The 13989-nt window shown below is 39.7% G+C and carries 13 protein-coding genes and 1 pseudogene; 10 read left to right on the top strand and 4 right to left on the bottom strand.

Annotation, left to right across the window (positions count from 1 at the left end; all coding sequences use genetic code 11):
- The first annotated feature begins 19 nt into the window (after positions 1-19).
- The 5 genes and pseudogenes from L652_RS0116410 (at position 20) to L652_RS0116390 (ending at position 5408) form a co-directional block, all read left to right on the top strand.
- Complete coding sequence (locus L652_RS0116410) at positions 20-505, top strand: chemotaxis protein CheW (protein WP_002959588.1); 486 nt, start codon at positions 20-22, stop codon at positions 503-505.
- Between the two features lie 45 nt (positions 506-550).
- A pseudogene (locus tag L652_RS01000000123995) lies at positions 551-2853 on the top strand (methyl-accepting chemotaxis protein).
- Between the two features lie 83 nt (positions 2854-2936).
- The gene (locus tag L652_RS0116400; protein WP_024596105.1) at positions 2937-3761 is read left to right on the top strand and encodes a protein-glutamate O-methyltransferase CheR; all 825 of its coding nucleotides are present in this window, start codon (positions 2937-2939) and stop codon (positions 3759-3761) included.
- Positions 3751-4368 carry a chemoreceptor glutamine deamidase CheD gene (gene cheD / locus L652_RS0116395; protein ID WP_024596106.1) on the top strand — a complete coding sequence of 206 codons (618 nt, stop codon included), beginning with the start codon at positions 3751-3753 and terminating at the stop codon, positions 4366-4368. The genes L652_RS0116400 and cheD overlap by 11 nt, the downstream gene beginning before the upstream one ends.
- Positions 4369-4376: 8 nt before the next feature.
- Entirely contained in the window at positions 4377-5408 is a 1032-nt protein-coding gene (locus L652_RS0116390) for a chemotaxis response regulator protein-glutamate methylesterase (protein WP_024596107.1), read from the top strand.
- Here L652_RS0116390 and L652_RS0116385 read toward each other — a convergent pair.
- Positions 5398-6435 (bottom strand): polysaccharide deacetylase family protein, encoded by a 1038-nt coding sequence (locus L652_RS0116385; protein WP_024596108.1) that lies wholly within the window; start codon positions 6433-6435, stop codon positions 5398-5400. The genes L652_RS0116390 and L652_RS0116385 overlap by 11 nt on opposite strands.
- Positions 6436-6477: 42 nt before the next feature.
- Here L652_RS0116385 and L652_RS0116380 point away from each other — a divergent pair, with 42 nt between their 5' ends.
- Positions 6478-7749 (top strand): MATE family efflux transporter, encoded by a 1272-nt coding sequence (locus L652_RS0116380; RefSeq protein WP_024596109.1) that lies wholly within the window; start codon positions 6478-6480, stop codon positions 7747-7749.
- Positions 7750-7758: 9 nt separating this feature from the next.
- Here L652_RS0116380 and L652_RS0116375 read toward each other — a convergent pair whose 3' ends face one another.
- Both L652_RS0116375 and nfuA read right to left on the bottom strand, forming a co-directional pair.
- Positions 7759-8028 (bottom strand): hypothetical protein, encoded by a 270-nt coding sequence (locus L652_RS0116375; protein WP_002959572.1) that lies wholly within the window; start codon positions 8026-8028, stop codon positions 7759-7761.
- 9 nt (positions 8029-8037) lie between these two features.
- The gene (gene nfuA / locus L652_RS0116370; protein WP_002959571.1) at positions 8038-8613 is read right to left on the bottom strand and encodes a Fe-S biogenesis protein NfuA; all 576 of its coding nucleotides are present in this window, start codon (positions 8611-8613) and stop codon (positions 8038-8040) included.
- 146 nt (positions 8614-8759) lie between these two features.
- On the opposite strand from nfuA, the gene L652_RS0116365 reads away from it, so the two are divergent.
- Complete coding sequence (locus tag L652_RS0116365) at positions 8760-11318, top strand: M14 family zinc carboxypeptidase (RefSeq protein ID WP_024603558.1); 2559 nt, start codon at positions 8760-8762, stop codon at positions 11316-11318.
- Positions 11319-11541: 223 nt separating this feature from the next.
- Here the strand turns inward: L652_RS0116365 and L652_RS0116360 are convergent, their stop codons facing one another.
- Positions 11542-12219 (bottom strand): ComF family protein, encoded by a 678-nt coding sequence (locus L652_RS0116360; protein WP_024596110.1) that lies wholly within the window; start codon positions 12217-12219, stop codon positions 11542-11544.
- Between the two features lie 74 nt (positions 12220-12293).
- Between L652_RS0116360 and bioH the strand changes: the two genes are divergently transcribed.
- From bioH to L652_RS0116345, 3 genes are all read left to right on the top strand, one after another.
- Positions 12294-13031: a pimeloyl-ACP methyl ester esterase BioH gene (gene bioH, locus L652_RS0116355; protein ID WP_024596111.1), complete on the top strand. Its 738-nt coding sequence runs from the start codon at positions 12294-12296 to the stop codon at positions 13029-13031.
- A gap of 90 nt (positions 13032-13121) precedes the next feature.
- Complete coding sequence (locus L652_RS0116350) at positions 13122-13430, top strand: hypothetical protein (RefSeq protein WP_002959563.1); 309 nt, start codon at positions 13122-13124, stop codon at positions 13428-13430.
- Positions 13431-13434: 4 nt separating this feature from the next.
- Positions 13435-13989 (top strand): putative metalloprotease CJM1_0395 family protein (locus tag L652_RS0116345; protein WP_024603557.1); only part of this gene is annotated, 555 nt, incomplete at its 3' end.

Here is a 13989-nt window from a genome sequence, read left to right as displayed (position 1 = left end):
AAGCCACTTTGGAGGCGTTATGAGCTCAGATCAAAGCCAGTTAAGTAACCAATTAAATCTTCAGCAACAGCAAGGTGTAAAACAGTTTTTAACTTTTATTATGGCTGATGAAGAATACGGCGTTGATATTTTAACAGTACAAGAAATTCGCAGTTGGGAAGAAATTACAGTACTGCCCAATGCACCTGAATTTGTAAAAGGCGTTATTAATTTACGCGGAACAATAGTGCCAATTATTGATTTACGGTTGCGCTTTGGATTACCAAGTGTCGACTATGGACCATTAACGGTGGTTATCGTTGTCAAAATAGAATTTGAACTAGGTAGTAAAATTATAGGTGTTGCTGTTGATGCCGTTTCTGATGTTTACAGTATTGCGGAGCAAGATGCGAAAGCGGTTCCTAGTTTGTCTGAATCGAGTAATTGTGAATATGTAGCTGGGTTGGTGAATGTTGGTGAAAAAATGGTAGCGCTAATTGACCTGCAAAAAACAATGAATATTTAGCAAATAGAAACTAAATGAATAATAAACTTAAAGGTGGTGATGAGCATGGGATGGTTTAGTAATCCAAAGCAGTCAAAATCAAGTAATGATTTAATTGTAGACGCATTGAATAAATCATTAGCGGTGATTGAATTTGAACCTAACGGAAAAATAATTACTGCAAATATGAATTTTCTAAACGCGATGGGCTATCGTCTTGAGGAGGTTCAAGGCCAGCATCACTCGATGTTTGTTGACCCAGATGAAGCTCAGGGCAACGATTATAAGAACTTTTGGCAGCGCCTGCGTAATGGCGAGTTTATCTCAGATGAGTTTAAGCGTAATGCAAAAGGTGGAGCTGAGGTATGGATCCAAGCAACTTATAACCCAATTGTTGATGAGCAAGGGCAAGTATTAAAAGTAGTTAAGTTTGCCACCGACGTGACCGAGCAAAAGTTAATAGCAGCAGAAGCTTCAGGGCAAATTAGTGCTATAAGTAAATCTCAAGCGGTTATCGAATTTAATTTAGATGGCACTATTATTGATGCCAATGATAACTTTTTAAATGCGCTTGGCTATCAACTTAGCGAGATTAAAGGCCAGCATCATAGGCTTTTTATTGATCCCGAACATGCAAATAGTATCGAATATAAAGAATTTTGGGCCAAACTAGGTCGCGGTGAATTTGATTCAGGGGAATATTTAAGAATAGGAAAGCAAGGTCAGGAGGTCTGGATTCAAGCATCTTATAATCCAATTTATGATATGAACGGCAAGCCGTTTAAAGTGATTAAATATGCATCTGATATTACTGAACAAAAAGAGCTTGAAAAAGCATCTCGCAAAGCAGCTGATTTAGCAAATGCGCTTAAAGTTTGCCAAGCAAACGTAATGATTGCTGATGAAAACCTTAATATAGTATTTGTGAACGACCGTGTTCAGCAAATGCTAAAAGTCCGCGAAAAAGAATTACAAACCGTATTGCCAAGCTTTTCTGTTGATAATTTAATTGGCACTTGTGTTGATGATTTTCATAAGCACCCTAATCATCAACGTGATTTATTAAAAAACCTAGATAAGCCCTATAAAGCCGAGCTACTGTTAGCAGGTGTCACTTTTACCTTGATTGCTTCACCTTGGATCAGTCAAGACGGAAAGCATTTAGGCACCATTGTTGAGTGGGAAGATAGAACCAATGAAGTTGCGCTTGAAAAAGAAATCGCTGAGCTTATTGGCGCTGCAGGTAATGGCGAATTAGATACAAGAGTAGCGGAAGATGGGAAGGAAGGGTTCTTTTTACGTTTGGCCCAAGGGTTAAATAGCTTAGTTAAAATAGTTGATGATGCCGTTGCCGACACTGGCAATATGCTCGATGCGATGGCAAGTGGTGATTTATCAAAACGTATTGAAAAAGAATACAAAGGTTCTTTTGATAAGCTTAAACGCGACGCAAATGCAACGGCAGATAAATTAACAGAAGTGATTAATCGCATTAATTCATCGGCAACGTTAGTAGCCAGTGGTGCAGAGGAAATCTCTCAAGGTAATGCTGATTTAAGCCAACGTACAGAAGAGCAAGCCTCGTCACTTGAAGAAACAGCGTCGAGCATGGAAGAGATGACTAGCACCGTTCGCCAAAATGCTGATAACGCAAAAGTGGCAAACGATTTAGCAGAAGAAACATGCGAAAAAGCAATTCAAGGTGGTGAGGTTGTAAATAGAGCAGTTACGAGCATGTCGGCAATTAATGAGTCGAGCAAAAAAATTGCAGATATTATCGGTGTAATAGACGAAATAGCGTTTCAAACGAATTTATTAGCGCTTAATGCCGCAGTGGAGGCAGCAAGAGCCGGTGAACAAGGTCGAGGCTTTGCGGTTGTTGCAGGTGAGGTTCGTAACTTAGCGCAGCGCTCTGCGGGCGCAGCGAAAGAAATTAAAGAGTTAATACGAGATAGTGTAGGCAAAGTAGCTGATGGCTCTCAATTAGTTAATGAGTCGGGCGCTACACTTAAAGAGATTGTTGTGTCGGTGCAAAGAGTGACGCAAATGATTTCTGATATTACAGAGGCATCTGAAGAACAAAGTGCAGGTATTGAACAAGTTAATAAAGCTATTTCTCAAATGGATGAAATGACGCAACAAAATGCCGCTCTAGTAGAGCAAGCCTCTGCTGCTGGTGANTGGCTGAGCAAGCTAATGAGATGCGCCGATTACTTAACTTTTTCTCAGTAGATCAGCAAGAGATGACAATGATGTCATCAACTATGCGAACCCCTGAAATATCTCATAAGCCGCAAAGTCGTTTTGTGAGTAATAAGCCAAGGGGTGATAACTTTGTAGACTCAGCTGATGAGTGGGAAGAGTTTTAATATTTAGCCTTGTTATGCCTCGTCTAATAAATAGTTACAGCGAGGCACTACTTGTTAGCGTTAGGTTTAATTGAGAGCGAACAATGAAAGAGTTTTTGTGTACCGACCGCGACTTTAAGGAAATTGCCAGTTTAGTTTACAGCGCATGTGGAATTGTATTAGGGGATCATAAGCGAGAGATGGTTTATTCACGCTTAGCAAGACGTATTAGGGAGCGTAAATTAACTGATTTTAAAGCTTACTTAGAGTATCTGAATAGTCATAAAGATCAGGAATTTGATGCCTTTATTAATGCAATAACAACGAACTTAACGTCTTTTTTTCGTGAAATACATCACTTTGAATTTATAAAAACTGAGCTTGTACCTGCTCTTTTAAAGGCAAATAAAAACAGTAAACGAGTAAGAATCTGGTCTGCAGGTTGCTCCACAGGGGAAGAGCCTTACAGTTTGGCGATGACTTTAAATAATGCATTTCCGAGCAATTGGGATGTAAAAATACTAGCAACCGATTTAGATTCTAATGTATTGGCAAAAGCACAAAAAGGTATTTACACCGCGGCGAATGTTAATGGCTTAGATGACGTGCAACTTAAGCGTTGGTTTTTAAAAAGTAAAGACGGTGAAAATTATAAAGTTAGAGATAAACTAAAAGAGTCTATTTCTTTCAAGCGTTTAAACTTATTGCAAGACTGGCCAATGAAAGGATCATTTGATCTTATTTTATGTCGTAATGTTGTTATTTACTTTGATAAAGAAACAAAAGATCAGCTTTTTAAGCGCTACACTAATATATTAAATGAACAAGGTTATTTGTTTTTAGGTCACTCAGAAAGTATGGGTAAAGAGCATTCACAATTCAAAAACTTAGGGAAAACTATGTACCAAAAGGGACAAAATGCACGCTGAGTTTAGGCCGGTATTACCTAACTTTGAACACATTAAACGATATTGGGATTCGGGCCGAGGTAGCGTTGTTGCTAAAGTACTTCCGGGTGAGTTTTATGTTTCTAAAAATAATGAACTAATCTCTACAGTTCTGGGTTCGTGTATTGCGGCTTGTGTATACGATGAAGTACTAGGAATTGGCGGGATGAATCACTTTATGTTACCAATTCAAAAGGGAGTAAAACTTAAAAATGCGCATAGTTTAAGTTGTCGCTACGGTAATTGGGCTATGGAGTATCTTATAAACGAAGTTTTAAAAAATGGCGCGTCTCGGTGTAACCTAAAAGTAAAACTTTTTGGCGGGGGGAAAATTATTAGTGCGATGACTGATATAGGGCTGGGTAATATTAGTTTTGCAGCAGCGTATATTAAAGAAGAGGCATTAAATCTAGTTGCCCATGATATGGGGGGGCCGTGGCCGCGAAAAATATTTTTTCACCCGAATACCGGTAAAGTTCACATGAAAAAACTTAAAAACCTACATAATAATACGATTGAAAAACGCGAAGTTCGTTACTTACAAAATCTTAAAAAGCAAGAAGTAGTAACCGATATAGAGCTGTTTTAGGAGTATGCATGATTAAAGTATTAATAATTGACGACTCCCCTTTAATTAGGCGTTTACTCACTGAAATATTACAACAAGCTAAAGACATTACAGTAGTGGGGAGCGCAGAGGACCCCTATGAAGCTCGCGAAATGATAAAAAAACTCAGTCCTGATGTATTAACGCTCGACGTAGAAATGCCAAAAATGGATGGTATTAGTTTTTTAAAAAACTTAATGCGATTAAGGCCAATGCCAGTAGTGATGATTTCAACACTGACACAAAAAGGCTCTCCTATCACACTAGAAGCACTCGAATTAGGGGCTGTTGATTTTATAGCTAAGCCCACTAATAACGTAAGAGAGCAATTGAGCCAATATGCATCACTTGTCCAACAAAAGGTGCGAATAGCTGCTGGAGCAAGAGTAAGAAGCTATAAAAAAACGGTCGTCACAAATGAGCCTATTAATACCCATTCTCAGTTTTTACTTAATAAAGTAATAGCGATAGGTGCTTCAACGGGGGGGACTGAGGCTATAAAAGAAGTGCTTATTAAAATGCCACAAAATTGCCCGCCAATTGTAATTACTCAGCATATTCCTCCTGTGTTTAGCGCTTCATTTGCTGAGCGAATGAACCGTACATGCACGATAAATGTGAAAGAAGCTGAACATGGCGATAAGCTTAGCGCGGGCTGGGCTTATATAGCACCGGGTGGGTTTCATTTAAGTATTAAAAAACGAGGTGTTAGCTTGTATTGCCAGCTTGATGATGGCGAGCCGGTGAACAGACATAAACCTGCGGTAGATGTGTTGTTTAACTCATTAGTTGAAACTGGGGCTAAAAACGTAGTTGCAGCCATACTAACAGGAATGGGGAGTGATGGCGCAAAAGGGTTGCTTGCACTAAAACAAAACGGAGCACATACCTTGGCTCAAGATGAGTATTCGTCTGTGGTATGGGGTATGCCTAAAGCAGCTGCTGAGCTAAATGCAGCTGACGAGATAGTTGCGCTGGATAAAATAACCCAGCGGCTTTTACATCAGGCTGTTAAGGTTTAGATGCTTCAATTACCCAAGGCTGCGAAAACCAAAAGTAATCACCAGGGCTTGAAATAGAAGGGGCCGTGCAATTAAAGCGAGAGCGCCCTTTATTAAGCACCTTTGGTGAGGTTATTTCGACAGTATTTTTAGTTATCCATTTTAAATCTGCTTGGCCTACGCTTGATACATAACAGGCAAATTGGCTCTTATGAAAATCACCCATCTTAAATTCCATTGTGAGCGTGGGTGGATTTTGCTGTGTAACGCTATCTTGATAAGTTAAATTGGTGATATTAAACGCGCGTGAGTTGAGCTTAGTAATAAGGGTTTCTAGTTTGCTGTAAAAGCCTGATGCAGGAAAACGCGGCAAGCGGCTAAAATTAGAATCTTTATTTACAGCGCCTGAGTGCTGGCCAATACCCACAAAACCAAGCTCTGTCACGAGTGCTTGCAGCTCGTTATTAAACTCACCATACGGGTATGCTAAGTATTTATAGTCGTGGCCTATTTCTTCTTTTATGCGCTTTTGAGAGTTAAGAATATCTTGCTTAATACGTGATTGCCATTGTGCATCGGTTTCGTTTTCAAGCTTAAGGTGTAAGTAATCATGTTGTCCGCTATGATTGGCTATTAATGCCCCTTTCTTAGATAATTCTTTGAGCTTATCCCACCCCATTACGTAACTCATACCTTCGTCTATTAATTTAGGATTTACGAAGATAGTGTACGGGTAGCCAAATTTTTCTAAAATAGGTGCGGCTTGTTCATAGTTATTGTTATAACCATCATCAAAGGTGATGGCGAGAGTTTTATCAGGTAAAGTTTCACCTTGTTGAAGCGCGCTAATTAACTCATTAAGAGGAATAACGTTAAAGTTGTGCTCTTTTAAATAGCTTAAATGCTCCGTAAATGTATTTGCGCTAACGCTCGTGACAGCGGGTAGGGTTTCACTAACATGATGATACTGTAAAATAACGGCTGCTTGAGCCCGCACAGATACACTAATGAGGATAAATAACACTAAATGAAACAATTTCTTATACATAATAAGGCACACCATAAAAGCTTGCTGTTGTTAGCGGGTCCGATGATACTATCAAATATCACAGTGCCGTTGTTAGGAATTGTTGATACTGCTGTAATTGGGCACTTAGGAAGCGCTCATTACTTAGCTGGAATTGCCCTTGGCTCTGCTGTTATATCTATTTTATTTTGGCTTGCTGGTTTTTTAAGAATGAGCACCACGGGACTCGTGGCACAAGCATACGGAAAAAACGATTTAACCCAACTTGCCGCTTTACTTAAACGAAGCCTATTGCTTGCAAGCGCAGTGGCCGTGCTATTAATTGTGTTATCCCCATTAATAAAGCACTCTATAGCTTACCTCTCCGCAGCCAATGGCGACGTACTTAACCAAGCTTATCAGTATTTTAGCATTCGTATTTTTAGTGCTCCAGCAGCATTATGTAATTTAGTGTTACTGGGGTGGATGCTTGGTGTGCATTATGGTCGAGGTCCATTTTATTTATTACTCGTCACTAATATCGTTAATATAGTGCTCGATATTTATTTTGTTGTTTATTTAGATTGGGCAGTTGCAGGCGCTGCATGGGCGTCACTTATTGCTGACTATACTGCACTAGTATTTGCACTGTTTTTGGTGGCTAAACTAGCTAAAAAACAAGACATTGATCTAAATGTACCGAATTGGTTGAGTATTAGCAAAATGGCTGAATTATTGAGTTTGAATAGAGATATATTTATTCGCTCTTTAATACTGCAATTATGCTTTAGTTTTATGACATTTTACGCGGCGCGTATAGGCGAAACCACATTAGCTGCTAATGCTGTCTTACTTAACTTTTTAATGTTGGTGAGCTTTGCTCTTGATGGCGTTGCTTACGCCTCTGAGGCAAAAGTAGGGCAAGCTAAAGGCCAAGGAAGTGTTAAGAATATAGAGCTGTGGGTTAAAATAAGCGTATTTTGGGGGATGCTTTTTGGTGTGTTATATAGCCTATTTTTTGCATTATTTGGCAACACCATAATCAAGCTTTTAACCAATGTGCCAGAGGTTATTCAAGAGGCAACGCATTATTTACCATGGATAATAGTATTACCAATTTTGGCCATGAGCTGCTTTTTGTTTGATGGTGTTTTTGTAGGACTTACGCGAGCAAAGAACATGCGTAACAGTATGATACTTTCAGCTGGAGTTGGCTTTTTTGGTGTGTTTTGGGTGTTTATAGACTTGCAAAATAACGGGTTATGGCTGGCTATGAGCTGTTTTATGTTAATGCGCGGGGTTACATTAATAATTAAATATCACCTCTTAAAAATAAATAATCAGCTATTAGATTAAATAAATGGTTTATTTCCAGAGATCGGGGTCGTGGTGTTTAGGGCCCATATCTTTTAAAACTTGTGAAAAACGATTGGCAAAAATACCGCAGTAGCCCCAACCGGCAAAAAATAATGCGGGGAGTAAAATTATAACGCCAATTATTTGTAAGCTGTAGTGGGTGTAATACCCAATAGATATGAATATCACGGCTAGCACAAACAGTGCTAAGCCGCGAAAAAAGCGCTTTAAGCTCAGCTTAGGATTGCTCCCTAAGCGATAGATAAGCTGCTTTAGCATTTACAAGGCCTAATAGTAAGAGTGATCGCCCGCTTCGTGTTCTGTTATATCAGCAACACCGGTGATTTCTTCAAACTTAGCTATCATTTCTTTTTCAATGCCTTCTTTTAGTGTTACATCGATCATAGAGCAACCGTTACAACCACCACCAAACTGAAGTATAGCTATACCTGCAGCTGTAATCTCAACAAGGCTTACTTGACCACCGTGGTTAGCAAGTTGTGGATTTACTTCGGTTTCTAGCATGTGTTGTACACGTTCATTTAACGATGCATCGTCACCTATTTTACGCGCCTTTGCATTTGGTGCTTTTAGCGTCAACTGAGTACCCATTTTGTCGGTAACAAAATCGATTTCAGCTTCTTCTAAAAATGGCGCACTTTCTGCATCTACTACGGCATCAAAACCGTTAAAGTTTAGGCGAATATCGCTCGCTTCTACAGCGTCTTCTGGACAATAAGACACACCACATTCCGCTTGTGATGAACCAGGGTTTACAACAAACACACGAATATTGGTTTGTTGTGATTGATCTGCTAATAGTTTAGCAAAATGCGCTTGCGCTGTTTCGGAAATAGAAATCATAAAACCATCTATACTTGACTAAATTACTCGGATAATGCGTATCATACTCCGCTCATCGTGTTGCGGCTAGTGTTGAGCGTAAAAAGTTGGCATCTATTTTAAGCAATGGTAGCGTGCAAACAACGAACATTTTTTGAGTGATTTATATGCGTTTGGTATTAACATTAATGGTGGTGTTGCTTAGCTTTTCAAGTGTAGCTAAGCCACTTTCGTATTATTTTGAACAAGATGTAAAATTTGACCCTTCAATTCCTACCCCTGAGCAAGTACTCGGTTACGAAGTAGGAGAGTGGCATGTGAGGCACGATCAGCTCGTACGTTATATGGAAATACTTGCTGATAAAAGCGACCGTATAAATTTTGAAGTGATTGGCCGCACACATGAACAACGCCCCCTTGTCATGCTAACAATTACAGCAGCTGATAAGTTATCAAGCATAGAGCAGACACGCCAAGCTCACTTAGCACGCTTAAGTAACGATGGATCAGATGCTAATTCTACAAAGCAGCCTGCCGTTGTATGGATGGGGTATAGTGTGCATGGTAATGAGTCATCAGGTAGTAACTCATCTTTGCTGGTGGCATATTACTTAGCTGCTGCACAAGGTGCTGAAATAGATGAGCTATTAAACAACACGGTTATTTTACTCGACCCTTCGCTTAATCCTGACGGACTTGCTCGTTTTGCTAACTGGGCCAACAGTAACCGAGGTATGAACTTATCAAGCGACCCTAAAACCCGTGAACATGTTGAAAACTGGCCAAGTAGTCGTACCAATCATTACTGGTTTGATTTAAATCGTGACTGGTTATTACTACAACATCCTGAATCGCGCGCGCGTATTGCTAAATTTCATCAGTGGAAACCAAATGTTTTAACCGATTTTCATGAAATGGGACCAAACAGCAGTTACTTTTTTCAGCCAGGTATCTCTAGTCGTAAGCATCCTATAACACCGGATGAAAATGTAACGTTAACTAAAGCGATTGCTAACTATCACGCAAAAACGTTAGATGAAAACAACGCACTGTACTTTACCGAAGAAAGCTTTGACGACTTCTATTACGGTAAAGGTTCAACCTATCCCGATGTAAATGGTGGTGTAGGTATTTTATTTGAGCAAGCAAGTTCTCGCGGGCATATCCAAGACACCATAAATGGACCTTTGAGCTTTCCCTTTACTATTAAAAATCAACTATTAACGAGTTTATCTACCTTTAAAGCCGCTGTTGATAACCGCCAAGCATTACTTGATTACCAAGCTAAGTTTTATAATCAAGCTACTGATTTAGCCAGTGATGAAAGCTTTGAAGGTTATGTAATTGAGGGCGCGGATGACAACACTCGTATTAAAGATTTTTTAGGGTTGTTAAAACAGCATCAAATAGATGCTTTTTCGCTTACTAAATCACTCAAGGCAAATGGCAACAACTATACAACCAATAGCTACTTTGTGCCCTTAGCCCAGCCACAGTACCGCCTAATAAAAGCTATTTTTAGCGAGCAAAAAAACTTTGCTGATAACACCTTTTATGACGTATCTGGCTGGACTTTAGCGCATGCGTTTAACTTACCTTTTGCAAAAGTAAAAAGCAGTTGGGGTTTAGAGGTTGCAAGTAAACCGTGGCAAAAAGCGGTAAAACCTTCTTTTGCTTCACTTGAGCAAGGCTATGCGTTTGGCTTTTCGTGGGATGATTACCTAGCACCTAAAATGCTAAACAGCCTGTTAAAGCAAGGTATTAAAGCGCGTGTAGCGCTAAGCCCATTAACAGCCAAATCAAACTCAAGTGAAGTAAGCTTTGATGCTGGTAGTATTATTGTGCCAGCAGGCTTACAAACGAATAATGATTGGGTGGGAATATTAAATAAAGCACAAAACGAGTTTGGAATTGCAATCAAGCCTATTAACTCAGGGCTTACAAGCAAAGGAGCCGATTTAGGGTCTCGTACAATGGCGGNGGTTGTTAGCGAGCCAAAAGTATTATTGGTAGGTGGTAAAGGTGTAAGCCAGTACGAAGCTGGCGAAGTATGGTATTACCTCGATCGCTTTGTAGGTGTTGCGCCAACAATTGTTGAAATGGAGCGTTTAAACTCTATTGAACTCAGTAATTACAGCCATATAGTACTTGCTCATGGTAACTACAATAGCTTATCTGATACCGACAAAGTGGCTATAAAAAGCTGGGTAAGAAAAGGCGGCGTTATTTGGGGCCATAAAGGCGGTGCTAAATTTTTAGCTGATCAGCAATTACTCAAAGCAAGCTATCTATCACGACAAGATGTAGCGAGTGCATTTAAAACGACAGGTTTAAGTTATGGCGATAAGGACCATTTAGCAGGACGTCAACGCATTGCAGGAGCTATTTTTAATACTAATGTAGATTTAACTCACCCACTTACATTTTCACTTAAACGCAATACATTGCCCGTATTCAAAAACAGTACTTGGTTGCTAGAAGCTTCCGATGCGCCATTCGTAAATGTACTTACCTATACTAAAAAGCCATTGTTAGCGGGTTTTACCGATGCTGTTAATGTTGAGCAAGTTGCTGGTGGTGCTGGCTTAATTGCGCACTCATACGGGCGAGGTACAGTGATAGGTATGACCGACGACCCTGTATTTAGAGGTTACTGGTATGGGACTAGTCGACTACTAAGCAACGCTTTATTTTTTGGCCATACGTTTCGTGCAAATGGCGAATAATACCAATTAGCTTAATTAAGTAATCTATTTTGAGGATGGAAAAACGTGTTGATAGCTAGGCAAAAAATTCGCTAATTAGTTGTTCTCGGCAATTGCTCCTGGATTGCTCTACCTTCTGCATCCATGCAGTCGTAAATGAGAATTTTTTAACACAGGTAGCGACACGTTTAGCCCCGCAAAATGATTAAGTATTATTGCGGATTGGTTTAATACTTTTTAATAATTAAATAGGCGTTAAGCAAGTTGTAAAAGCCCACACTTGTTTAGCGCCTGCTTGTTTTAGTGCACTAGTAGCTGCGTTTAATGTTGCCCCTGTCGTCATCACATCATCAACAATAGCGACTGTTTTACCTGCCATGTCTTGTGTACAAATAAAGGCATTTTTTAAGTTTCTTATACGCTTTGCTTTGGATAGCTCCGACTGAGCTTGTGTTTTTTTATCGCGAATAAGAACATTACTTAGTGGGGCGTAATTAGCTAAACAGGGTTGCCATACTTGGCTTACCTGATTAAATCCGCGAGTAATAAAGCGGCTTTTATGAAGAGGTAAAATAATAAAGGTATCTGGCAAATTAGGGCTTTGCTCAAAAAACTGCGTTAACTGTTTTTGTATAATTTGCTGCAATGCCTTTTTATAATGAATTTGATTATTAAATTTTAGCCTTTTAAGCCAATGCTCAAAGGGAGGTTGATAAAAAGCGCATGCAAATAATTTATCAAACTCGCAATTAGGAAACATCTCGATAATATCAGGTCGATGCAATAAGCTCGTATGCTTACTAAAATCAAACAATGGTAAATCTTCAAGGCAATAATCACATAGCCCTAAAGAGGTCGTAATCGAGTTTTGACACTGCACGCAATAAGAGGGAAATAACCAATTTAAAACGGCTTGTTTCACAGACTCGCTCCTTGCATTGCAATCGCCTTTCTAAACGTTATGATGAGCCTAAGTTTGGTAAAGGTTAGGCAAATATGCAAAATGAGTTAGTGTTATTACATGGTTGGGGAATGAATCAGGGCGTATGGCAGTTAGTACAGCCAGAACTTGAGTTTTTATATTCAGGAAATGTACGTAGCCTTGACCTACCTGGGTTTGGTAATAGCGATGTGTGCCCAAGCCCTTATACTTTGCATGATGCAGCAGAAATTTTAAGTAAGCAATTAAAGCCAAAGAGCATTTTAATGGGATGGTCGTTAGGTGGATTATTTGCACTTTATATTGCGAAGCATTGGCCTGAAAAGGTATCTAAAGTTATTTTAATAGCATCGACTCCTTTTTTTGCAGAGGCAGATAATTGGCCTGGAATAAAAGCGAATGTATTGGCGCAGTTTAAAGAGCAATTAGTTAATCATCGAGAAAAAACAATAGAGCGCTTTTTAGCTATTCAAGCAATGGGTAGCGAGTCGGCGCGTGATGATATAAAGCAGCTTAAACAATTACTAAATCAGTACAGCGCACCCCAAAGCGATGCCCTGAGTGCTGGTTTAGATATTTTACAAAACGACGATTTACGTGACTTATTTACTCATTGCCCAGTCCCTATTAGAGGAGTATTTGGCCGCCTTGATGCTTTAGTACCTTATAAAGCTATTAGCAAAATGTCAGCACTAAATGCTGAGTTTGAATATGAAGTACTAGATAAAGCGTCCCATGCACCATTTATTTCTCATAAAAGTGAGTTCTTATCTGTCGTTAAATCAATGCTTTAAAATAGAGCTAAAAATAGCGCTGTTTAAAGCTTTATTTTGAGCAGAACCTGAGCGATAATTAAACAATGTTTATTTGGTGGAGGTTTTAATATGCCAATCGGATCAGTATTTAATAGTGGTATAGAAGGGTTTAACCGAGCTAGCCAAGGTATTGAAAAAGCCAGTGCTGAGATTAACCGTGCCAGTATAGAACAACAAGATGACGCGCAATTAGCGCAGCAACGTCAGCTTACGGCAGCACGCCCTGAAGAAGCGATTACTGCACCAGTAGCACAACCAGCTCGTGTTGATGAAGCGCTTGTTAACTTAAAAGTTGAAGAGTTTAATGCCAAGGCAAATACGCAATCAATTCAAACGGCCGATGATGTACTTGGCACGTTAATCGATATTAAAGTTTAGTATTATGAATATTGTCACGCCATTTCCGTCTATTAATATAAACACCGCAAATGTTTATACGGAAACCGCACGGCGTGACAACCAACTACGCGAAGTTATTCCGGCTCCCGCATCTAGTAGCGCAAGCAACACAGAAACCAAAGCGCAAAGTGATGCTGAAAAAGCAAAATTGCCAGGCAGTAGCGATGGTGCGACGTATAACGCAACGGGAAAAATAGCAGACGAAAAGTCAGTTCAGCAGCGCGATGGAAACCCAGAAAATCCAGAGGGCACTGAGCAAGAAAGTGAAGCAATCGAGAAAAAAGAATCTGAGCAAGAAGAGCTGCAATTAGAACAAGAACAACAACAAATTACAGAGCTAAAAGCACGGGATACTGAAGTACGAATACACGAACAAGCACACGCTTCTGTGGGCGGGCAATATGCTGGCTCGCCAAGCTATGAATATCAACGTGGCCCAGATGGTACTAACTACGCAGTTGGCGGAGAAGTACAAATAGATGTATCAGAAATTCCGGGTGACCCGCAAGCGACTATAGACAAAATGCAAACGGTACGC

Source organism: Pseudoalteromonas sp. TB25, assembly GCF_000497995.1.
GTDB classification, from domain to species: domain Bacteria; phylum Pseudomonadota; class Gammaproteobacteria; order Enterobacterales; family Alteromonadaceae; genus Pseudoalteromonas; species Pseudoalteromonas distincta.
The sequence above is the reverse complement of the archived record's forward strand: the minus strand, read 5'-3'. Positions and strand labels throughout refer to the sequence as shown.